Origin of the sequence: Streptomyces sp. AM6-12 (genome assembly GCF_044327085.1) — a bacterium.
Lineage (GTDB): Bacteria > Actinomycetota > Actinomycetes > Streptomycetales > Streptomycetaceae > Streptomyces.
The window spans coordinates 4,994,428-5,016,802 of sequence record NZ_JBIQWN010000001.1 but is presented as its reverse complement, the minus strand read 5'-3'; the positions used below and the strand labels follow the sequence as shown (position 1 = coordinate 5,016,802).

General features: G+C 71.9%; 17 protein-coding genes. 7 read left to right on the top strand and 10 right to left on the bottom strand.

What is annotated here, in order from left to right; translation table 11 throughout:
- Positions 1-163 precede the first annotated feature (163 nt).
- Together ACE4Q9_RS22720 and ACE4Q9_RS22715 are read left to right on the top strand one after the other, a co-directional pair.
- A complete protein-coding gene (locus tag ACE4Q9_RS22720; RefSeq protein WP_397986065.1) occupies positions 164-712 on the top strand; it encodes a hypothetical protein in 549 nt (182 codons plus the stop codon).
- A gap of 135 nt (positions 713-847) precedes the next feature.
- Positions 848-1,525: a class F sortase gene (locus ACE4Q9_RS22715; RefSeq protein WP_397986064.1), complete on the top strand. Its 678-nt coding sequence runs from the start codon at positions 848-850 to the stop codon at positions 1,523-1,525.
- A gap of 16 nt (positions 1,526-1,541) precedes the next feature.
- Here the strand turns inward: ACE4Q9_RS22715 and ACE4Q9_RS22710 are convergent, their stop codons facing one another.
- The 6 genes from ACE4Q9_RS22710 to ACE4Q9_RS22685 all read right to left on the bottom strand — a co-directional run bounded on the left by ACE4Q9_RS22710 (position 1,542) and on the right by ACE4Q9_RS22685 (position 10,125).
- A complete protein-coding gene (locus ACE4Q9_RS22710; protein WP_397986063.1) occupies positions 1,542-2,375 on the bottom strand; it encodes a carbohydrate ABC transporter permease in 834 nt (277 codons plus the stop codon).
- A gap of 15 nt (positions 2,376-2,390) precedes the next feature.
- Positions 2,391-3,290, bottom strand: a complete 900-nt coding sequence (locus ACE4Q9_RS22705; protein WP_397986062.1) for a carbohydrate ABC transporter permease — start codon at positions 3,288-3,290, stop codon at positions 2,391-2,393.
- Entirely contained in the window at positions 3,287-4,543 is a 1,257-nt protein-coding gene (locus ACE4Q9_RS22700) for an ABC transporter substrate-binding protein (RefSeq protein WP_397986061.1), read from the bottom strand. Before ACE4Q9_RS22700 ends, ACE4Q9_RS22705 begins: the two co-directional genes overlap by 4 nt.
- Positions 4,544-4,628: 85 nt before the next feature.
- Positions 4,629-5,588: a prolyl aminopeptidase gene (pip, locus tag ACE4Q9_RS22695; protein WP_397986060.1), complete on the bottom strand. Its 960-nt coding sequence runs from the start codon at positions 5,586-5,588 to the stop codon at positions 4,629-4,631.
- Positions 5,589-5,777: 189 nt separating this feature from the next.
- The gene (ppdK, locus tag ACE4Q9_RS22690; RefSeq protein WP_397986059.1) at positions 5,778-8,498 is read right to left on the bottom strand and encodes a pyruvate, phosphate dikinase; all 2,721 of its coding nucleotides are present in this window, start codon (positions 8,496-8,498) and stop codon (positions 5,778-5,780) included.
- A gap of 397 nt (positions 8,499-8,895) precedes the next feature.
- Complete coding sequence (locus ACE4Q9_RS22685) at positions 8,896-10,125, bottom strand: ROK family protein (protein WP_397986058.1); 1,230 nt, start codon at positions 10,123-10,125, stop codon at positions 8,896-8,898.
- A gap of 134 nt (positions 10,126-10,259) precedes the next feature.
- Between ACE4Q9_RS22685 and ACE4Q9_RS22680 the strand changes: the two genes are divergently transcribed.
- Positions 10,260-11,615, top strand: a complete 1,356-nt coding sequence (locus ACE4Q9_RS22680) for an MGH1-like glycoside hydrolase domain-containing protein (protein WP_397986057.1) — start codon at positions 10,260-10,262, stop codon at positions 11,613-11,615.
- Positions 11,616-11,740: 125 nt separating this feature from the next.
- Positions 11,741-13,681 carry a glycogen debranching N-terminal domain-containing protein gene (locus ACE4Q9_RS22675; RefSeq protein ID WP_397986056.1) on the top strand — a complete coding sequence of 647 codons (1,941 nt, stop codon included), beginning with the start codon at positions 11,741-11,743 and terminating at the stop codon, positions 13,679-13,681.
- Positions 13,682-14,244: 563 nt separating this feature from the next.
- Here ACE4Q9_RS22675 and dusB read toward each other — a convergent pair.
- The gene (gene dusB, locus ACE4Q9_RS22670) at positions 14,245-15,375 is read right to left on the bottom strand and encodes a tRNA dihydrouridine synthase DusB (protein ID WP_397986055.1); all 1,131 of its coding nucleotides are present in this window, start codon (positions 15,373-15,375) and stop codon (positions 14,245-14,247) included.
- Between the two features lie 168 nt (positions 15,376-15,543).
- On the opposite strand from dusB, the gene ACE4Q9_RS22665 reads away from it, so the two are divergent.
- Complete coding sequence (locus tag ACE4Q9_RS22665) at positions 15,544-16,995, top strand: MFS transporter (RefSeq protein WP_397986054.1); 1,452 nt, start codon at positions 15,544-15,546, stop codon at positions 16,993-16,995.
- A gap of 74 nt (positions 16,996-17,069) precedes the next feature.
- Here the strand turns inward: ACE4Q9_RS22665 and ACE4Q9_RS22660 are convergent, their stop codons facing one another.
- Both ACE4Q9_RS22660 and ACE4Q9_RS22655 read right to left on the bottom strand, forming a co-directional pair.
- A complete protein-coding gene (locus ACE4Q9_RS22660; RefSeq protein ID WP_397986053.1) occupies positions 17,070-18,440 on the bottom strand; it encodes a S8 family serine peptidase in 1,371 nt (456 codons plus the stop codon).
- Between the two features lie 135 nt (positions 18,441-18,575).
- Positions 18,576-19,469, bottom strand: coding sequence for a helix-turn-helix transcriptional regulator (locus tag ACE4Q9_RS22655; protein ID WP_397986052.1), 894 nt, complete (start codon positions 19,467-19,469; stop codon positions 18,576-18,578).
- Positions 19,470-19,571: 102 nt separating this feature from the next.
- Between ACE4Q9_RS22655 and ACE4Q9_RS22650 the strand changes: the two genes are divergently transcribed.
- Together ACE4Q9_RS22650 and ACE4Q9_RS22645 are read left to right on the top strand one after the other, a co-directional pair.
- Positions 19,572-21,002: an MFS transporter gene (locus tag ACE4Q9_RS22650; protein ID WP_397986051.1), complete on the top strand. Its 1,431-nt coding sequence runs from the start codon at positions 19,572-19,574 to the stop codon at positions 21,000-21,002.
- Positions 21,003-21,200: 198 nt separating this feature from the next.
- The gene (locus ACE4Q9_RS22645) at positions 21,201-21,719 is read left to right on the top strand and encodes a hypothetical protein (protein ID WP_397986050.1); all 519 of its coding nucleotides are present in this window, start codon (positions 21,201-21,203) and stop codon (positions 21,717-21,719) included.
- Between the two features lie 45 nt (positions 21,720-21,764).
- On the opposite strand, the gene ACE4Q9_RS22640 is transcribed toward ACE4Q9_RS22645, so the two are convergent.
- On the bottom strand, positions 21,765-22,352 hold the full coding sequence (locus ACE4Q9_RS22640) for a TetR/AcrR family transcriptional regulator (RefSeq protein ID WP_397986049.1): 588 nt from the start codon (positions 22,350-22,352) through the stop codon (positions 21,765-21,767).
- Positions 22,353-22,375: the final 23 nt, after the last annotated feature.

The following is a 22,375-nucleotide window of genomic DNA, read 5'->3' as shown; positions in this document are numbered from 1 at the left end:
TCCCTGACCTGCCCCGACACCCCCGCGCCTCAGCCGTATGGCCGCCGGGCCCGCCACCCGTTCACCGCAGTCCGGGCGATCTCTCGGCAAGCGGATCACGGCGCGAGCCCTTTACCTCGGAAGGGCAGGGGACACACCAGTCGGACAAGCTCTGGGGAGCACCATGCGACGCACCGCCCGTCTGCTGACCGGTACCGCGCTCGCCGTGGGCACGGCGGCGCTCGCCGCCGCGCCCGCCTACGGCGGAGCCACGGCCGCGCGCCCCTTGCGCGCTCCCACCGGCAGCCTGGAGGTGTACCCGTCCACCGCGATCCCCGGCGGACAGGTCACGGTCAACACCGCCGCCTGCGGGGACAAGGGCGGCGCGACGGGGGACGCGGGCGCGGTCGGCGCCGGCGTCTTCACGCTGGCGCCCACCACGCACCAGGGCGAGGCGATCGGCCAGTTCCAGGTGCCGCCGAGCGCGCAGCCGGGGACGTACGAGATCGTCGCGAAATGCGCGGAGGGCAGCGGACAGGTGACGGGCGACCTGGTGGTGGCCCTCGCCGCGGCGCACGAGCAGGTGCAGCCGCGGGGAAGTGTGAAGACGGGGGTCGGCGGCGCGCTCGGTCCCGACCCCGTGCAGACCGCGGCGGGTGTGACGGCGCTGGCCGTCGCCGCCGCGGGCGGTACCTGGCTCCTGCATCGCCGGGCGAGAGGCGACGGGATCTGACGGACACCCTCCGCTGTCCGTCCGCCGGTACCGCACGTCCCACCCCCTCCGGGTCCGATGCCCCTCGCGGCCCGGAGGGGGAGGGGGTCCGCCCCAGGTCCAGTTCGGGGGTCCGCTCCCGGGAGAGGGGTTCGTATGCGCAGCACACGTCCGACCGGAAGCCGTACCCGTGGCATCCGGAGGGTCCGCGGGCGCCGGACGCGCCGGCTCGGGGACACCGCGATAGCCGCGGTCACCGCCGTGGCCCTCGCCTCGGGGGTCTGGCTGCTGGGCGGCCAGTCGCACACTCCCCCGCAGCCGGCGGCCGCCGAGGGCCGCCCCGATCCCGGCGAGGAGCGGCTGACGGCGCCCTCCCTGCCGCCGTCGCCGCCGCTGCGCATCCGCATCCCGGCCATCCGCGTGAACGCCCCGCTGATGGGCCTCGCCCTCACCGCCTCCGGCAGCCTGGACGTGCCGCCCGCGCGGAACAAGAACCTGGCCGGCTGGTACGAGGCCGGGACCATGCCCGGTGAGACGGGGACCGCGATCGTCGCCGGGCACGTGGACAACACGGAGGGCCCGGCCGTCTTCTACAACCTGGGTGCGCTCAAGCGGGGCGCCCGGATCGAGGTGGACCGCCGGGACGGCACGGTGGCCGAGTTCACCGTGGACGCCGTCGAGGTCTACGCCGCCAGCGACTTCCCCGACCAGAAGGTCTACGGCGCCGCCCGCCGCCCGGAGCTGCGTGTGATCACCTGCGGCGGCGGCTACTCGAAGACCACCGGCTACCAGGGCAACGTCGTCGTCTTCGCCCATCTGACCGGCAGCCGCTGAGCCGCCGCCACGGGCCTCAGTCGATGCCCGACCGCTCCACCCCCGCCACGATCCACCGCTGGAAGCACAGGAACACCACCAGCAGCGGCAGGATCGAGACGGCCGCCGCGACGAACAGCTCGTGCAGGCGCACCACCTGGGCGGTGGTGAAGGAGGACAGCGCCACCTGGACCGTCCAGGCACTCTGGTCCTGCCCGATCACCAGCGGCCACAGGAAGGAGTTCCAGGCGCCGAGGAAGACGATGGTGCCGACCGCCGCGAACACCGGGCGCGCGTTGGGCACGACCACCAGCCAGTACGTCCGCCAGTAGCCGAGCCCGTCGACCTGGGCCGCGTCCTCCAGCTCCCGCGGGAACCCCAGGAAGTACTGCCGGAAGACGAAGCAGGCGAACGCCGAGAACAGGGTCGGCACGATGAGTCCGCGCAGCGTGGAGACCCAGCCGAGGGAGGACACCAGCACGAAGGTCGGTACGAAGGTGACGGCGGCCGGGACCAGCAGGGTGCCGAGGATGCCGTAGAACACCTTGTTCGCGTGCCGGTAGGGGATGCGGGCGAGGCCGTACCCGGCGAGGGAGGCGAGCAGCAGGGTGCCGAGGGTGGTGGCGACGGCGATCAGGGCGGAGTTGAGCAGCGAGCGGGCGAACGGCACGGAGGGGTCGTCGAACAGCTCCCGTACGTTCCCCCACCTCAGCTCGCCCGGGAAGAAGGTCCATCCGGGCGAGGTGATGTCCCGCTCGCTGGACAGCCCGTTGCGCACCAGCAGGTAGAAGGGGATGAGGAAGACCAGCGCGAGCACCACGAGCAGCACGGCCCGCAGCGCCCGCCCGGCCCTGACCAGAGCGTCATCCATCGTCCTCACTCCTTCTCACTGCCCCTCGCTTTGCCCGAGTCTGAGCCAGCGCGCCTGCCCGACCGTGACGATGGCGATGATCAGCGCGAGGATCACCGCGCCCGCGCTGCCGAGCCCCAGGTTCTGCCCCTGGCCGAGGGCGGTGTAGTAGAGGTAGACGAGCGGCGGACGGGCGTACGGCGGGTAACCCCGGGCGTCCGACAGCAGGTTGTAGAACTCGTCGAAGGCCTGGAAGGCGTTGATGACGAGCAGCAGCAGCACCGCGACGGAGGTGGCGCGCAGTTGGGGCAGGGTGATGTGGCGCAGCACCGTCCAGCCGGGCCGGGCCCCGTCCACGTCGGCGGCCTCGTAGAGCACCGGATCGATCCGCTGGAGCCCGGCGAGGAACAGGATCATGTAGAACCCGGCCTGGAGCCACAGCCGTACGGTCACGATGACCAGCCAGTACCAGGGCGGATGCGTGGTCGACAACCAGGCCACGGGGTCGGTGCCGAACCAGCCGAGCACGGTGTTGGCGAGGCCGAAGCGCACCCCGTTGAAGATCGACATCTTCCAGATCAGGGCGGCCACCACATAACTGCACGCGGCCGGCAGGAAGAAGACCGACCGGAAGAACGCCCGCGCCCGCCGCACCCGGTTGACCATCAGCGCGAGGGCCAGGGAGAGGGCGAAGGTGACGGGCACGATGAAGGCGGTGAACACGAGGAAGGTGCGCAGGCTGCCGGTGAACGCGCCGTCCCTCAGCATGGCGGTGTAGTTGTCCAGGCCGACGAAGTGCGTGGGTGTCACGGTGTTGTGCGCGTCGAAGAAGCTCAGGCCGACGCTCCACAGCAGCGGGATGTACGTGAACAGCGCGAGCCCGGCCGCGAAGGGCCCGACGAACACCCAGAACCACAGGGCCCGCCGGTGCCTCACGACGTGTGCTGGACGCGGTCGAGTTCTGCGGCCACCTTCCGTACGACGCCCCGCAGTTCGCTCTCCGGGTTCGCGCCGTCCTTGATGATCCGGCTGAGCGCGTCCTGGTAGGCGGTCTGGGCGGCGGGGGTCCACAGCAGCGGCTGGGCGTACCCGTGGTCGGTGGCGAACCGTACGGCGTCGGCGGCGGCGCCCGTCCTCAGCTTGGCGGCCTTCTTCGCGAGCGAGATCCGTGCCGGGATGTGGAACCCGTATCCGAGCGCGAAGTCCTCCTGGTAGTCGGTCCGTTCCACCCAGAGCCACTTCACGTACTCTTCCGCCGCCTCCCTGTGCTTGCTCCGCGCACTGACGGCGGCCCCGTACGCCCCCACGGGAACGGTCGGCTTGCCTCGGCTTCCGTCCTTCGGGAACGGCAGCACCCCGAAGTCGTCCCCGAGTTCCTTCTGTACCTGTGGCAGCGCCCAGAGCCCGGACCACTGCATCGCGGTGAGCCCCTGGAGGAAGGCCGAGGGGTCGGACCAGTCGGTGGGCGCGCCGAGGAGCAGCGACTTGGCGGCGTACAGCTCCCTCAGCTTTCCGAGTGTGCGGGCCGCCGCGGGGTCGTCGAAGCCGACCTTCCCGTCGTCCGTGACCAGCCGGAGCCCCGCGGCGTACAGGGGCGTTCCGCCGAGCACCCCGGCGCCGCCGTCATTGCCGAGAAACAGCCCCTTGACCTTCCTGCTGGTCAACTTCCCTGCCACGTCCACGAGTTCGTCGAGTGACTGCGGTGGCCGCACGCCCGCGTCGCGCAGCATGCTCTTGCGGTAGTAGAGCATCTGCGTGTCGATGGTCTGCGGAATGCCGTAGACCTTCCCCTGATACGTCTTCGGCGCCAGCACCGCCGGGTTGAAGTCGTCCCTGACCCCGTCCAGCAACGCGGTGAGGTCCTCGATCTGCCCGCCCTGGATCTGGTCGAGCGAGGGCCCGTTGACCTCGAACACGTCGGGCCCGGAATCGGTGAGCAGGGCCGCGGCCGTCTGCTGATCGTAATTTCCGGGCCGCCACTGCACGGTGACGTGCGCCTTGGTGTAGGCGGCCGCGTACCGCTTCACCGCCTGCTCGGTCCCGGCCTCGCCGTACTGGTGATACCACTGCGCCAGCTGCACCCCACCGGAACCCCCGCCCCCGCGCCCGGTATTGGACCCACAGGCACTCAGCACACCCACCCCGAGCCCGGCACCCGCACCCAGCAGCGTCCTGCGGCTGATCGTCATCCACTTCCCCCTGACGTCGTCCTCAACGCACGGCCTAACGATCAACCATGCGGGGCGATTACGAAAGGGGTGTTGCGGCGGTGTGTCACCGGTTCTTGAACTCCTCGATGGCCGCCCGGACGGTCTCCTGCATCGCCTCGCTCGCGGAGTGTCCGGAGTCCTCGATGATGTGGAGCCGCGCGCCCGGCCAGGCTTTCGCCAGCTCCCACGCCGTCTGCACCGGGCTGCCCATGTCGTGCCGGCCGTGGACCAGCACCGCCGGGATTCCGGCCAGCTTGTGCGCGTCGCGCAGCAGTCGGTCCTCTTCCAGCCAGGCGCCGTTGCTGAAGAAGTGGGCGCAGATCCGCACGAACGCGATCTGCGCGTCGACCTCGCGATCGCTGTACATGCCGGGTCTGCCGTTGGGCTCGTTCGAGATGACCGCGTCCTCCCAGGCGAGCCAGTCGGCCGCGGCCTTCTCCCGGATCGCCCGGTCGGGGTTCTCCATCAGCCGCGCGTAGGCCGCCAGGAGGTCGCCGTCCCGCTCCCCCTCGGGGACGCCCTCGCGGAACCGGTCCCACGCCTCGGGGTAGAACCGCCCGGCACCCCGGTAGAGCCAGTCGATCTCGGCGCGGCGGGTCGTCGTAACGGCCGGGATGACCATCTCGCTGACCCGCTCGGGGTGCTGCTGCGCATAGGCGAGCGCGAGCGTCGAACCCCAGGAGCCACCGTTCAGCAACCATCTCCCGATTCCGAGGTGTTCGCGCAACCGCTCCATGTCGTCGATCAGGTGCTGCGTGGTGTTCAGACGCATGTCCGCCGCCGGATCACTGGCGTGCGGGGTGCTGCGGCCGCAGTTGCGCTGATCGAAGCGGACGACCCGGTACCGCTCGGGGTCCCAGGCCCTCGTCGGCCGCCGCGGCGCCCCGGACCCCGGCCCGCCATGGACGTTGAGGGCGGGCTTGCCCCGGGGGTTGCCGTACTGCTCGTAGTAGACGCGGTTGCCGTCTCCGGTATCGAGATACCCGCTGTCGTAGGGACAGGTCGGAGGATAGAGATCAACCATGACCGCCGAGCCTACGGAGTGCCGGCGGTCGAGTCCCGCGATTTTCCCGGCCCGGACCGCCGCGGACACGGTACGCCGAGAGGCGGCACCCCCGCACAGGGTGCCGCCTCTTTCGTGCGCCGGGGACGTCGTCGGTCGGGTGAGGGTCGGGGACCGGCGGCGGGCCCGGGGTTCGTGGGGCCGGAGGGGTCAGCGGTGGTCGCTGCCCGTGGACTGGGTGGCCGCGCGGCCCGCTTCGAGGCGGGCGACCGGGATGCGGAACGGGGAGCAGGAGACGTAGTCGAGGCCGGCCTCGTGGAAGAAGTGGACCGACTCGGGGTCGCCGCCGTGCTCGCCGCACACGCCGAGCTTGAGGTCGGGGCGGGTGCGCCGGCCGGCCTCCGCGGCGGCCTTCACCAGGGAGCCCACGCCGTCCTTGTCGATCGTCTCGAACGGGGAGACACCGAAGATGCCCTTCTCCAGGTAGGCGGTGAAGAAGGATGCCTCCACGTCGTCCCGGCTGAAGCCCCAGACCGTCTGCGTGAGGTCGTTAGTGCCGAAGGAGAAGAACTCCGCCGCCTCCGCGATCTGACCGGCGGTCAGCGCGGCGCGCGGCAGCTCGATCATCGTGCCGATCGCCAGCTTCAGCTCCGTGCCCGTCGCCGCCTGGACCTCCGCGACGACCTTGTCGGCCTCCTCGCGGACGATCTCCAGCTCCTGGACCGTGCCCACCAGCGGGATCATGATCTCGGCGCGCGGGTCGCCCTTCGCAGCCTTGCGCTCCGCCGCCGCCTCGGCGATCGCGCGGACCTGCATCGCGAACAGGCCGGGGATGACCAGGCCGAGGCGCACGCCGCGCAGGCCCAGCATGGGGTTCTGCTCGTGCAGGCGGTGCACGGCCTGGAGCAGGCGCAGGTCGTTCTCGTGCGGCTCCTGCCGGGACTCGGCGAGGGCCACGCGCACGGAGAGTTCCGTGATGTCGGGCAGGAACTCGTGCAGCGGCGGGTCGAGGAGGCGGATGGTGACCGGCAGGCCGTCCATCGCCTCGAACAGCTCGACGAAGTCCTTCTTCTGGAGCGGCAGCAGCTCGGACAGGGCCGCCTCGCGCTCCCGCGCGGTGTCCGCGAGGATCAGCTTCTCGACCATCTCGCGCCGCTCGCCGAGGAACATGTGCTCGGTGCGGCACAGGCCGATGCCCTGGGCGCCGAAGCGGCGGGCGCGCAGCGCGTCCTCGGCGTTGTCCGCGTTGGCCCGCACCCGCAGCCGGCGCTTGCGGTCGGCGAAGGCCATCATCCGGTGCACGGCCTCGACCAGTTCGTCCGCGTCGTCGGCGCCCGGATGCATCCGGCCCTCGAAGTACTCCACGACCGGGGACGGCACCACCGGGACCTCGCCCAGGTAGACCTTGCCGGTGGAGCCGTCGATGGAAATGACGTCGCCCTCCTCGACCACCTGGCCGCCGGGGACCGTCATCCGGCGCCGCTTGGTGTCGACCTCCAGCTCCTCCGCGCCGCACACACAGGTCTTGCCCATGCCGCGCGCGACCACGGCCGCGTGGGAGGTCTTGCCGCCGCGCGAGGTCAGGATGCCCTCGGCCGCGATCATGCCGTCCAGGTCGTCGGGGTTGGTCTCCCGGCGGACCAGGATGACCTTCTCGCCCGAGCGCGACCACTTGACGGCGGTGTACGAGTCGAAGACCGCCTTGCCGACCGCCGCGCCCGGCGACGCCGCGATGCCGCGCCCGACCTGCTCGACCTTCGCCTTCTCGTCGAAGCGCGGGAACATCAGCTGGGCCAGCTGGGCGCCGGTGACGCGCTGGAGCGCCTCGGTCTCGTCGATCAGGCCCTGGTCGACCAGCTGGGTGGCGATGCGGAACGCGGCGCCCGCGGTGCGCTTGCCGACACGGGTCTGGAGCATCCACAGCTGACCGCGCTCGATCGTGAACTCGATGTCGCAGAGGTCCTTGTAGTGGTTCTCCAGCGTCTCCATGATCTGCATCAGCTGGTCGTACGACTTCTTGTCGATCTGCTCCAGCTCCGCCAGGGGAACGGTGTTGCGGATGCCCGCCACCACGTCCTCGCCCTGGGCGTTCTGGAGGTAGTCGCCGTAGACGCCCTGGTGGCCGGAGGCGGGGTCGCGGGTGAAGGCGACGCCGGTGCCGGAGTCGGGGCCGAGGTTGCCGAAGACCATCGAGCAGACGTTGACGGCCGTGCCCAGGTCGTGCGGGATGCGCTCCTGGCGGCGGTACAGCTTGGCGCGGTCACCGTTCCAGGACTCGAAGACGGCCTTGATGGCGAGGTCCATCTGCTCCCGCGGGTCCTGCGGGAACTCCCGGCCCGCCTCCTTCTTGACGATCTTCTTGAAGGCGGTGACCAGCTTCTTCAGGTCGGCGGCCTCCAGGTCGGTGTCGACCTTGACCTTCTTGGCCTCCTTGGCCTTCTCCAGGGCCTCCTCGAAGAGGTCGCCGTCGACGCCGAGGACGGTCTTGCCGAACATCTGGATGAGGCGGCGGTAGGAGTCCCAGGCGAAGCGCTCGTCACCGGCCTGCTTGGCCAGGCCCTGGACCGACTTGTCCGACAGACCGATGTTGAGGACGGTGTCCATCATGCCGGGCATGGAGAACTTGGCGCCCGAGCGCACCGACACCAGCAGCGGGTCGTCCGCCTGGCCGAGCTTCTTGCCCATGCGGGCTTCGAGGGCGTCGAGGTGGGCGCTCACCTCGTCACGCAGTGCCGCCGGCTCCTCGCCGTTCGCGAGGTAGCTCTTGCAGGCCTCCGTGGTGATGGTGAAACCGGGAGGAACCGGAAGTCCGAGGTTGGTCATCTCGGCGAGGTTCGCGCCCTTGCCACCGAGGAGGTCTTTGAGGTCCTTGTTCCCCTCGGTGAAGTCGTAAACGAACTTCGCTACCTGGGGTGCTTTGTTTTCCGACACGGGACTCGACTCCTTGAGGCCACGGTGGCTGCCCTGACGGCCAGGAACATACCCAGATCGAAGGCACATGGGTACGTCCACTTGCGGGTCATGTGCATGTAACCACCCGTCCGCCAGCGGATCGAAAGTCAAAGCTTGGCAAGGCGCAACGCCGTTATATGTTCACTTCTTGAAGGCAAACCCGCCGGAAGAGTGGACTCATTGCTCACTTGAGCGCCTCTCGCCACGATTGAGTTCGATCGATGAACGATCAAGGGGTGGCACCCAGTGCCACCCCTTGGAGAAGTGCAGCCACCCCCAAATCGCTCATATGAGCGCAGCCATTATCAAGGGTGGCGAGAATCACGCTGCCACAGAGCCCCGGATTTCACCATCCGGACCCCGCTCCGGCGCGTCCTCACACCCCCAGCGCCCGCAGCCGCTCCTCCACCCGCTCCGGCGCATACAGGTGTTCCACCACCAGCGCCCCCGCTCCGATGAGCGCGGCCCGCTCCCCCAGCCGGGAGGTGACCACGTCCAGGTGGGCCGTGGAGCGCGGCAGCGCCCGCTGGTAGAGCAGTTCCCGGACGCCGGTGAGGAAGGGTGTTCCGGCCAGATCTCCGGCGATCATCAGCACGCCCGGATTGAGCAGCGTGACGACGGTCGCCAGCACGTCCCCGACCCGGCGCCCCGCCTCGCGGGCCAGCGCCGCCGCCTCCGGGTGCCCCGCCGCCAGCAGGTCCCGTACGTCCGACCCGGAGGCGGCCGGCACCCCGGAGGCCGCCAGCCGCCGGGCCACGGCACCCCCGCTCGCGACGGCCGCGAGACAGCCGTGTGAACCGCACCGGCACAGCGCGTCCGCGCCCACCCGGATGTGCCCGATGTCGCCCGCGCCACCGTCGATCCCCCGGTATATGGAGCCGTCGACCACGACGCCCGCGCCTATGCCGGTGGACACCTTCACCAGGACGAAGGCCGCGCACTCGGGATGGCCCGCGCGCTGTTCGCCGTACGCCATGAGGTTGGCGTCGTTGTCCACCAGGACCGGGACCGGCGGCGCGCCGGTGTGTTCGGTGAGGGCGCGGGAGAGGCGGCCCGTTATGTCGTAGCCGTCCCAGCCGGGCATCATCGGGGGCTGCACCACCCGGCCGGTCGAGGTGTCCACCGGCCCCGGCACCGCGAGCCCGATGCCGCACACCTCGGCCGGTCCCGCCCCGGCCTTCTCCAGCAACTCGCCGAACCAGTGCCCGAGTTCGCCGAGGACCGACTCCGGGCCTTCCTCGATCACCAGGGTGCCGGAGTGTTCGGCCAGGATCTCGCCGGTCAGCGAGAGCACGGCGGCGCGCGCGTGCCGGGTGTCGAGGTCGGCGGCGAGGACCACCGCGTGGGAGCCGTCGAACTCCAGGGTGATGGAGGGGCGTCCGCCGAGCGGCGAGTCGACCGGCCCGCCGGCACCCTCGCGCAGCCAGCCGGCCCGGAACAGCCGGTCCAGGCGCTGGCCGACGGTGGCCCGCGAGAGCCCGGTCGCCTGCTGGAGCGCCCCCCGCGTCACGGCCCGTCCGCTGCGCACCAGTTCGAGCAGATCCCCGGCGCCTGCCTGACTGCCGTTCCTGGAGTTCATCCCGTTCCTCCCCGGACGTCCGGTCATGCGCACCCCCTTGTGTTTCCCAAGCGTGCATTACATAGTGGGTTATGCGTGTTAAATAGACGTAACTCTACGGCGGCCGATGCCGAACCCGGTCGGCCGTGCGTCCGGACGTCGTCGTCTTGGGGGAGCCCCGAGTGGACCGCACCGCCCAACTCACCGCCCACGCACTGTCGTACGCGCCACCGGACACCCTGCCGGTGCGGGCCGCGCGGGTGCTCGACGCCAACTGGACGGGCGCCTCGACGGTCCCCTCCCGGAGCCTGTATCCGCACCAGTGGTCCTGGGACTCGGCGTTCATCGCGATCGGGCTGCGGCACCTGTCGCCGCTGCGCGCGCAGGGCGAGCTGGAGACGCTGCTGGCCGCCCAGTGGACGGACGGGCGCGTGCCGCACATCGTCTTCAACCCCTCCGTCCCGCTCGACGCCTACTTCCCCGGCCCCGACTTCTGGCGCTCCACCACCGCCGGACGCGCGGCGGGCGCCCCGCGCACGGTACAGACGTCCGGCATCGTGCAGCCACCGGTGCACGCGCTGGCGGCCTGGCTGGTGCACCGCTCCGACCCCGGACTCTCGCACGCCCGCGGCTTCCTGGCGCGGGTCTATCCGAGGCTGGCCGCCTGGCACCGGTATCTGCTGCGCCACCGGGACCTGGGCGGCGGCGGCCTGGTGTCCGTCGTCCACCCCTGGGAGCAGGGGATGGACAACAGCCCCTGCTGGGACGCGCCGCTCGCGCGGATCGCCCCGGCCCCGGCCCGCTCCTTCCGCCGGGCCGACCTGGACCACGGCGCACCCGAGGACCGGCCGACGGATCTGGACTACGGGCGGTACGTACGACTGGCCGTCGAGTACCGGGACGACCACTACGCGGACGGGAACGGGGAGTTCGCGGTGGAGGACCCGTCCTTCAACGCCCTGCTCATCGCCTCCGAGCACGCACTCGCCCATATCGCCGCCGAGTTGGGCGCCGGTCCCGGCGCCCGGCACGCGCGGGCCGAGCGGCTGACGTCGGCGCTGGTGGAGCGGCTGTGGAGCGCGGAGGCCGGGATGTTCCTGTGCCGGGACGTGCGCGGCGGCCAACTGATCCCCGAACGGGCCGTGTCGGGCCTGGTCCCGCTCCTCCTCCCCACGCTGCCGCGTGAGTTGGTCACCGCCCTGGTGCGTACCCTGACCGGCCCGCACTTCGGGCTCGGCGGCGTGACCCGGCTCGTGCCCAGTTACGACCTGCTCGGCGAGGCGTTCGATCCGCACCGGTACTGGCGCGGCCCCGCCTGGTTCAACACCGCTTGGCTGGTGGAGCGGGGGCTGCGACTGCACGGCGAGCGGGCGGCGGCCGACACGCTGCGGGCGGCGTTCCTCACGCTGGCCGAGGCGACCGGCTTCGCCGAGTACGTCGACCCGTACACCGGCGAGGCGTGCGGCGCGACCGGCTTCGGCTGGACCGCGGCGCTCGCGCTCGATCTGCACCACAGGCTTGACGACCGGCCCGCCTGACGGGCCACCCCCCGCATAAAGGACGTCCCAAGCGACCTGCATAAAGAGCTCAAGCGCCCGTCGCGAGGCGTGTCCCACGCGGGCACCGGCACGTTCGACAGGAGTGACGAGGGAAGGGACCGGGGATGACCGACCGGCATCATCTGCTCGTGCACGGGGCGACGTTCGCCGCCGTGGGCGATCGGGGCGACATCAGCGGGGTCCGGGGCGGCGGCTCCCCGGACGGGTTGTTCGTGCGCGACGCCCGGCATCTCAGCCGCTGGCAGCTCACCGCGGACGGCGCGGTGCCCGAGGTGCTCACCCCGGTGGCGGACGGGGGCACCGCGCGCTGTGTGCTCGTACCGCGCGGGGCGCGTCCGGAGCCGCCCGCGCATACGCTCTTCCGTGAACAGGCGGTCGGCGACGGCTCGTTCGTGGAGACGGTACGGGTGACGAGCAATCGCCCGGTGCCGACGACCATCCGGCTGGCGATCACCGCGGACGTGGACTTCGCCGACCAGTTCGAGCTGCGCCCCGACCACCGCACGTACGTCAAGGCGGGCGCCCTGCGCTCGCGGACCGTGCTGGACGACGGGATCGAGTTCACGTACCGGCGCGCGGAATGGCGCTCGTGTACGACGATCACGGCCGAACCGGCGCCGGACGCGGTGGAGGAGACGGGGACCGGCGCCCGCCGTCTGGTGTGGGCGCTGGACCTGCCCCCGCACGGCACGCGGGAGCTGGTCCTGCGGGTGATGGCGCGGCCGCACGGCGACCGGCGTGCGCTCCGGGTGCCGCGGGACCCGTCCGCCATGGCGGCCCAACTCGCTTCCGCGGAGGCAGAGTTCGTGGAGAGCGTGGCCTTCCCGACCGGCTGGCCGGAGCTGGCGGCGGCCTGTGCGCGGGGGCTCACGGATCTCGCGGCGCTCCAGATCCCGGCCGCGGGGCCCGACGGCGAGGAGCTGCGGGTGCCGGCCGGCGGAGCGCCCTGGTACCTGACGCTGCTCGCCCGTGACGCCCTGCTGACCTCCCTGTTCGCGCTCCCGTACCGCCCCCGCCCGGCCGCCGCGACGCTCCTCGCGCTGGCCGCGACCCAGGCGACCGGCGCCAGGGGCACGCGGGGCGCCGAGCCGGGGAAGATCGTGCACGAGGTGCGGCACGGGGAGCTGGCGCACTTCGGGCAGGTGCCGTACGCGCGGTACTACGGCTCGGTCGACGCGACCCCGCTCTTTCTCGTGCTGCTCGGCGCGTACACCGAGCAGACCGGCGACCCGGCGCCCGCCCGCCGTCTGGAGCCGCACGCGCGGGCCGCGGTCGGCTGGATGCTGGACCACGGCGGGCTGACCTCGCGCGGCTATCTCGTCTACCGCGCCGACGAGGGCGGTCTCGCCAACCAGAACTGGAAGGACTCGCCCGGCGCGATCTGCTTTGCCGACGGCACCCGGCCGAGCGGGGCGGTGATGGCGGCGGGCGCGCAGGGCTACGCGTACGACGCGCTGCGGCGCACGGCGTGGGTGGCGCGGACGGTGTGGGCCGACGAGACGTACGCGGCGCTGCTGGAGCAGGCGGCGGCCGATCTGCGCGACCGCTTCCAGCGGGACTTCTGGATGCGGGAGGCGTCCTTCCCGGCGCTGGCGCTGGACGGCGAGGGCCGCCGGATCGACGCGCTTGCCTCCGACGCGGGGCATCTGCTGTGGACCGGTCTGCTGGACAAGGAGTACGGCGAGGTGGTGGGCCGGCGGCTGCTGGAACCCGACTTCTTCTCCGGCTGGGGGGTGCGCACGCTCGCCTCCGGCCAGCCCGCCTACCATCCCCTGTCCCCGCACCGCGGCTCCGTCTGGCCGCACGACAACGCGCTGATCGCGCTCGGTCTGGCGCGCTACGGCCTGCACGACGAGGCCCGTGCGGTGGCGGGCGCCCTGGTCGACGCGGCGGGGCACTCCCCCGCCCACCGTCTCCCCGAGGTGCTGGCCGGGTATCCGCGCGCCACCCACCCGGAGCCGGTTCCCTACCCCCACGCCTGCGCCCGCGAATCCCGCTCCGCGGCGGCGCCGCTGGCGCTGCTGACGGCGGTGGGCGGAGCGTAGCGGTACGGGTCCTGCTCCCGCCGCGGGCCGGTGCCGGTGGTCGGGGGCCGGTGCCGGTGGTCGCGGCGCGGGCCGGTACGACTCCTGGCGCGGGCCGGTGCCGGTGGTCGCGGGGCTCCGCCCCACACCCCGCCAGGGGCTCCGCCCCTGGACCCCGCCTCGCCCACCCACCACCCGAAACCGTCGGCCGAAAAGCCGAGCCAACGGCCCGCCCTCGCCCCCGAACCCGTCGGCCGGGGAGGGGCGCCCGAGGTGTCGGATGGGCGGGAAAGGACCAGCCGCCCGATGTGTCGGCCGGGTGGTGACGAGCCGTCGCCGACACACCAAACGGATGGGTGGGGACGGCCCAGCCGCCGAGGCGCCCCACGGGTGAGCACAGGCCAGCCGCCGACATGTCGGAGGACGGGGATGGGCCGCCCGCCGGGACGTCGGACGGGTGAGGACAGGCCGGCCGGGGAGGCGGCCCGCGGGTGGGGGCGGGCCGGTCGGCGAGGCGTCCGGCGGGTGGGCAGGGAAGGGGGTGCCCCCGGAGGGCCGCGGTCAGGAGGGGCCCGCGGGAGGGGTCAGCCGCCCGATGTGTCCAGTTCGGCGTCCTCGGTCACGCCCGCGCAGTCGTACGGGTCCTTCAGCCAGCCGTCCGGCAGGACCACGCGGTTGTTGCCGGAGGTGCGCCCGCGGGGGCCGTCCGCGCCGGCGGGCCAGGGCTGGGAGAGGTCGAGCTCGTCGAGGCCGGCGCGGAGTTCCGCGAGGGAGGAGGTGATCGCGAGGCGCTTGCGCATCTCGGAGCCGACCGCGAAGCCCTTCAGGTACCAGGCCACGTGCTTGCGGAAGTCGATCACGCCCTTGGACTCGTCGCCGAGCCACTCGCCGAGCAGCCGGGCGTGCCGGACCATGACGTCGGCCACCTCCCGCAGGGCGGGCCGGTGGAAGTCGGCGCGCCCCTCGAACGCGGCGACCAGGTCGGCGAACAGCCAGGGGCGGCCCAGGCAGCCGCGGCCCACGACCACGCCGTCGCACCCGGTCTCGCGGACCATCCGCAGCGCGTCCTCGGCCGACCAGATGTCCCCGTTGCCGAGCACCGGGATCTCCGGCACATGCTCCTTCAGCCGCGCGATGGCGGACCAGTCGGCGGTGCCGCCGTAGTGCTGCGCCGCCGTACGGCCGTGCAGCGCGATCGCCGTCACGCCCTCCTCGACCGCGATCCGCCCGGCGTCGAGGTAGGTGATGTGATCGTCGTCGATGCCCTTGCGCATCTTCATCGTCACGGGCAGGTCCCCCGCCCCGGACACCGCCTCGCGCAGGATCGCCCGCAGCAGGTTCCGCTTGTACGGCAGCGCCGAGCCGCCGCCCTTGCGGGTCACCTTGGGGACGGGGCAGCCGAAGTTCAGGTCGATGTGATCGGCCAGGTCCTCCTCCGCGATCATGCGGACGGCCTTGCCGACGGTCGCGGGGTCCACGCCGTACAGCTGGATCGAACGCGGTGTCTCGCTCGCGTCGAACCTGATCAGCTGCATGGTCTTCTCGTTGCGCTCGACCAGCGCCCGCGTCGTGATCATCTCGCTGACGAACAGGCCCTTGCCCCCGCTGAACTCCCGGCACAGCGTGCGGAAGGGCGCGTTCGTGATCCCCGCCATGGGTGCGAGCACGACGGGCGGGGTCACGGTGTGCGGGCCGATGGAGAGCGGGTGGGTCATCAGACGGCTCCGGGACGGATGTACAACGGAAGGGACAGCTCGGGGCAAGCACCCATTGTCCCTCACCGGCCGGCGTGCGGGACGACCCCGCCCGCGCCCGAGCTCGCCGGAGCCCGTGTAATAGTCATTAGTTAGACGCACTATTGAAATCGGCGTACGATGACGCGCATGCCAGAGTTGAGTCACCGCAGGCGCATGCTCGTGCTCGCGATCTGCTGCATGAGCCTGCTGATCGTGAGCCTGGACAACACCGTGCTGAATGTCGCGCTGCCCTCGATGCAGCGCGATCTGCACGCCACCACCTCCGGGCTGCAGTGGACCATCGACGCCTACACCCTGGTCCTGGCCTCGCTGCTGATGCTGGCCGGGTCCACCGCCGACCGGATCGGCCGCAAGCGCGTCTTCATGGCCGGCCTCGTGGTGTTCACCATCGGCTCGGTGCTGTGCTCGCTCGCCCCCAGCCTGTCCCTGCTCGTCGTCTTCCGCATGGTCCAGGCGGTCGGCGGCTCGATGCTCAACCCGGTCGCCATGTCGATCATCACCAACACCTTCACCGACGCCCGCGAGCGCGCCCGCGCCATCGGCGTCTGGGGCGCGGTGGTCGGCATATCCATGGCCCTCGGCCCGCTGGTCGGCGGCCTGCTGGTGCAGTCCGTGAGCTGGCGCGCGATCTTCTGGATCAACCTCCCGATCGGCCTCGCGGCCCTGCTGCTCACCCTGCGCTTCGTCCCGGAGTCCCGCGCCCCCAAGGGCCGCCGCCCCGACCCGGTGGGCCAGGTGCTGGTGATCGCCCTGTTCGGCGCGCTGACGTACGGGATCATCCAGGCGCCCGACTCCGGCCTCGCCTCGGTCGCGCCGTACTTCGCGATCGCCCTCGTCGCCCTGGGCGCCCTGCTGTGGTACGAGCCCCGGCGTGACGAACCCCTCATCGACCTGCGCTTCTTCCGCTCCGCGCCGTTCAGCGGGGCGACCGTGATCGCGATCAGTGCCTTCGCCGCGCTCGGCGGCTTCCTGTTCATGTCGACGCTGTACCTGCAGAACGTGCGCGGCCTCGACGCCCTGCACGCGGGTCTGTGGATGCTCCCCATGGCCGCGCCGACGTTCCTGTGCGCCCCGTTGTCCGGCCGGCTGGTCGGCACCCGCGGACCCCGGCTGCCGCTGCTGATCGCCGGTACGGCGATGACGATCAGCGGCATCCTGTTCGCGCTGTTCGAGGCCGAGACCTCGGACATCACCCTGTTCCTCGGCTACGTCCTGTTCGGCATCGGCTTCGGCTTCGTCAACGCGCCGATCACCAACACGGCGGTCTCGGGCATGCCCCGCGCCCAGGCCGGGGTCGCCGCCGCCGTCGCCTCGACCAGCCGGCAGCTCGGCTCCACCCTCGGCGTCGCGGTGATCGGCGCGGTCCTCGCCTCCGGCATCGGCGCGACGTCGTACCGCGCCACCTTCGTGGACGCCGCCCGCCCCGGCTGGTGGATCCTCACCGCCTGCGGCCTCTCGGTGCTCGCCCTGGGCCTGCTCACCAGCGGACGCTGGGCCCGGCGTACGGCCGAGCGCGCGGCGGAGCGGCTGGAGACCGCGGAGATCCGCCAGGCGGTCGGCGCCGGCAGCCGCGGCTGAGCCCGCGCGAACGGCGACGGAACCGGTCCGGGTGCGGCACCCGGACCGGCTCCCTCACGTTTCGGTTGGCTTCCTCAGCGGCGGGCGGCCTTCGCCAGCGACTTGACGAAGCTCGGCGCGTCCAGCGTGCCGACGCCGGTGGCCATGTCGTAGCCGTTGACGGCCTTGTAGCCGGTCACGCCGCCGTACGTGTTGTCCGTGCCGTCGTTGACGTCCACGACGCCGGTGCCCTTGTGCTTGGCGAGGCTGTAGAGCGCGCCGTTGATGTCGCCGAGGCGGTGTCCGGCGACCTGGTCGGCGAGCGCCACGATGCCCGAGAACAGCGGGCTGGACTCGCTGGTGCCGCCGTAGACGTCCCAGCCGACGGCCGTCGGGTCGTAGCTGGAGTACACCCAGGCACCGCCGTCGACGGCGGCGGACATCGAGATGTCCGGGGTGCCGCGGTGGTTGCCGACGATCTTCTTCACGCCGTTCTGGAAGGCGGGCCGGGAGAACACGTGGGAGATGCCGCCGCCGCCCGCGCCGTGGTCGTTGTAGACGCTGTCGGGGCGGACGCGGTGGCCCTGCTCGTTCAGGTGCAGCTGGGTGCCGCCGACCGAGGTGACCAACGGGTCCGACGACGGCCAGGAGTTGACCTGCTGCTTGTAGTCGGCCGAGCCGTCCAGGACGGCGCCGGTGGGGCCGTCGTCGCCGGAGGAGCCGAGGACGGTCACGTGCTTGCGGGCCGCGTCCTTGAACGCGTACCGCAGGTTCTGGATGCTGGAGAAGTCGCCCTTCCCGAAGCCCGGGAAGGTGTTCTCGGTCGCACTGAAGCTCTGCGTGATGACATCGCCGACCCCGTGGTCGATCAGCGACTTCTCGGCGCTCATCATCTCCGGCAGACCGGTGACGCCCTCGGTCTCCGCGACCCCGGTCTCCACCAGCACGATCTTCGCGCCCGGCGCCACGGCGTGCGCCATCTCGACGTCCAGGGTGGTCTCCCCGGCCCAGCCCGTCATGTCGCCGTTCTTCGGGTCGAAGGGGGGCACCTTGCCCCACTTGACGACCGAGACCTTGGCGCTCGGCATGCCGAACTGCTTGCTGTACACGTCGAGGTCGTGCTGGATCGTCGGGGAGCCGAACGAGTCGACGATGACGATCGTGCGCCCCTTGCCCGTAACGCCCTTGCGGTACAGCGGGTTCAGGTTGTACGCGGTGCGGTACTGGAGCGGGGTGTAGCAGTTGATGTGCCACTTGGCCTGGCACTGGGCGATGGAGATCGGGCTGGCCACGTCGTGGGCGAGGGTGTGCCCGGCGACGGCCGGGGCCGCGAAGGTGTGCGGCACGGCGGCGGGGGCCGCGGTGGCGACACCCACGGGGGCGGCGGTCGCCAGCGCGGCGGCGACGAGAGCGGCAGCGCCCGTGGTGGCGGCCGCGATGCCTCGCCCGGAACGGGATATGTGCATGAAATCCCCTGAGTGGTCTGGTGTGGACCGAAGTGGTCTCGCGCATCCCATCGGGCGAGTCATGCACAGGACAACCCTATTGATCTGTAGATTTCGAATCCTTTACCGAAACCGCACCCGCGCGCAGCGGGTTGATCAACTCCCCTGCGCGGGCACCGCCTGCGCCAGCCGGTGCAGCCGCTCCAGGCGCTCGCGCGTCTCCTCGTTGCCCGGCGTGTACATCACCACCCGGCTGCCCGTCTCGGGGGCCAGCCACAGATCGGTGTGCTCCACCGTCAGGAGCCCCACATGGGGGTTGAGGTACTCCTTGGTCTTGGAGCGGTAGCCGGCCACCTCGTACCGCTCCCAGTTCCGCCGGAACTCGGGCGACTCCTTCAGCCGCTTGAGGAGCATCTTCCAGGCGGGCTCGCCGAGATGACCGGCGAGGGCCGCGCGCAGCCGGGCGGTCATCAGCCGCCGGGTCTCCTCCAGGTGTACGACCGCGGACCGCCAGTCCTCGTTGAAGTAGGCGAGCAGCATGCAGTTTCGGTCCTCGGGCGGCAGCGCGTCCATGTCGCACAGGAGCATCCCGTAGGCGCGGTTGTAGGCGACGACGTCGTACCGGCTGTTCTGCACCGCGGCCGGGATCGGTCCGAGCCGGTCCAGCATCTCCCGGACCGCCGGTGTCACGCTCGGACAACTCGCCGCCGGCATGGGGTCGTTGGCCCCGGCCAGCTGGAACAGATGGGCGCGCTCGCTGGCGTCGAGCCGCAGGGTGCGCGCGAGGGCGTCCAGGACCTGCACGGAGACCTGGATGGGGCGGGCCTGTTCGAGCCACGTGTACCAGGTGACGCCGACCGCGGACAGGTGCGCCACCTCCTCGCGGCGCAGCCCCGGCGTACGACGGCGCGGACCGCGCGGCAGACCGACCTCCTCGGGGCTGATGCGCTCGCGGCGGTTGCGCAGGAACGCGGCCAGTTCGTGCCGCCGGATCTCCGCGCCGCCCGCGGCGTCGCCCGACCGGGGTGCGGTGGTCGTCATCGTGGCCATGCCCTCCAGGGTGCCGTGCCGGTCAGCCTGTTTCCAGGTACTCCTGGTACCAGGATGAGGACACTCTGGTACCCGTCTGGGCCGCACCGCAGGATCGATACCATGAGTGAGACCGTCACCGTCCACGCCGTCCGCCGGGCGGCCGCCGCAGCGCCCGTGCTCGGCGGTCCCGGACTGTTCACCGTTCTGCTGGCCGCGGCACTGCCGCTGGTCGACTTCTTCATCGTCAACGTCGCCCTGCCGACCATGGGCACCGATCTGGGCGCCGGCGAGGCCGTGCTGGAGCTGGTGGTCGCGGGCTACGGCCTCGCCTACGCCGTGCTGCTGGTGCTCGGCGGGCGGCTCGGGGACCTGTTCGGGCGGCGCCGGCTGTTCCTCGGCGGCATGGCGGCCTTCGGGCTGACCTCGCTGGCCTGCGGACTCGCGCCCGACGCGTGGAGCCTGGTGGCCGCGCGGGTGGCACAGGGCGCGGCGGCCGCCGCGATGCTGCCGCAGGTGCTCGCCACCATCCAGTCCGCCACGCAGGGCGCGCGCCGCGCCAAGGCGATGAGCCTGTACGGCGCGACGGCCGGGCTGTCCATGGTGGCCGGGCAGGTGCTCGGCGGGGTCCTGGTCGCCGCCGACATCGCCGGGAGCGGCTGGCGGTCGGTGTTCCTCGTCAACGTGCCGGTGGTCGCGGTGGGCCTGGTGCTGGCCGTACGGCTCGTACCCGAGACCCGCTCGCAGCACCCGGAACCCGTCGACGGCCCCGGCACCGCGCTGCTCGCGGTGTCCCTGCTGACGCTGCTCGCGCCGCTCACCGAGGGCCGGGCGGCGGGCTGGCCGCTGTGGACGTGGCTGTCGCTGGCCGCGTTCCCGTGCGCGGCGGCCGGGTTCTGGCTGGTGGAACGGCGGGCGGACCGGGCGGGGCGCACCCCGCTGGTGCCGCCGAGCCTGCTGCGGCTCGCCTCGCTGCGGCGCGGGCTGGTGCTGATCGTGCCGTTCTCGGTCGGCTTCAGCGGGTTCATGTTCGTGATCGCGCTGGCCCTCCAGCAGGGCGCGCGACTGGGCCCGGTGCCGGCGGGGCTCGCGCTCGCGCCGATGGCCGTGGTGTTCCTGTTCGTGTCGCTCGCGGGTCCCCGACTGATGGGCCGGTTCGGCACGCGGGTGATACCCGTCGGGTCCGCCGTGCAGGGCGTCGGGGTGCTGCTGATCGCGGCGGCCGTCTGGCGGGACTGGCCGCAGGTGAGTGTGGCCGCGCTGCTGCCGGGGATGGCGGTGGCCGGGGCCGGTCAGGCGCTCCAACTCCCCAATGTGATGCGGCTGGTGCTGTCCGAGGTGCCGGCGGCTCGGGCCGGTGTGGGCGGTGGGGTGCTGGTCACCACGCAGCAGTCGGGGCTGGCGCTCGGGGTGGCGACGCTGGGCACGCTGTTCCTCACGCTCGTGCCGCAGGTGGGGATGCGGGAGGCGCTGATCGTCACGCTGCTCGCGCAGGTGGCCGGGATCGTGCTGACGGGGGTGCTGGGGGTCCGGCTGCCGAGGAGGGTGGGCTGAGGGTGCCTTCGGCGCGGGCGGCGGCTCGGGGGCAAGGGCCGGCAAAGGGTTGCGGAAACTGCTCCATAACGCCGCTGACCTGCACTTTCACCGGTCCTGGAGCTCGGTTACGCAGCGCTTCGAGTGGCCGACGGAGCGAAGTCGGGTCAGCCTGGGAGACGTCCGATCGAGCGAACGATCGAGCGACAGGAGAGAACCATGACCTCCGTACTCCGCCACCACCGCTACGGCCGTGCTCTGGGCGCCGGTGTACTGTCCGTGGCGCTGCTCTCCGGCAGTACGGCCGGAGCCTTCGCCGCGACCAGCACCCCCAGCCCGAAGGTGACCACGACCAAGAAGCCGATGCCCAGGCGCACGGCGACGATGAAGCCGAAACCGATGCCGACGCGCTCGGCGACCAAGAAGGCGATGCCGAAGGCCGCGGCGGCGACGACCGCGACGGGCTCCATCACCCTCTCGACCGCCCACAAGACCGTCCGGCACGGCGAGGCCGTGGCCTTCGCCGGTCGCGTCAAGGGTGTGAAGGCCGGCACGGTGCTGGTCCTCCAGCACCGGACGAACGGCAAGTGGACCACGCTGCGGACCACGGCCGTCGTCAACCACAACGGCACCTTCACCATCCGCCGGGCGTTCACCGCCAAGGGCAACGAGACGGTGCGCGTGGTGACCAAGGACGGCAAGGTCATGTCCGCGCCGGTCAGCGTGAAGGTCAGCTGACGACCCGAGGTCGGCAGACGGGTCGAGGCCGGCTGACGCCGGTCCTCAGCGAAGACCCCGCACCAACAGGTCCACGACGGCCGTGAACTCCTCGCCGACGCCGGGCAGGGTCCACTCCTTGGCATAACAGGGATCGTGGAACCGGCCGGTGGCGTGGAAGACGGCTCGGGCCGCGGCGGCCGGGTCGGGCACCGAGAAGGCGCCCGACCCGGCCCCTTGCGCGATGATCTCCGTCAGCTGCGCGGTCAGCTCGGCTATGTGCTCGCCGACGACCGCGCCGTTCTCGTCCGTCAGCACGGTGTACGTGGCGAACAGCTCCGGGTCGTCGCCCGCCTTGTGCCGCTTGGCCTCGAACAGGGCGGCCAGCCAGTCCCGCAGCCGGGTCTCCGGGTCCCGCTCGCGCGCGGCGGCGATCTCGGCGAGCTTTTGGGAGGTCCGGTCCAGCCAGCGCTTGGTGACCGCCTCGCGCAGCGCGGCCTTGGTACGGAAGTGCCGGTAGACACTGCCGTGGCTGACGCCGAGCGCGCGGGCCACGTCCACCACGGTGGCCTTGGCCGGGCCGTGCCGGCGCAGCACCTCCTCGGTCGCCTCCAGGATGCGCTCGGCGGTCAGGATCTCGCTGGTCGATGCCATGCCTAGACCGTACCCGGCATCCG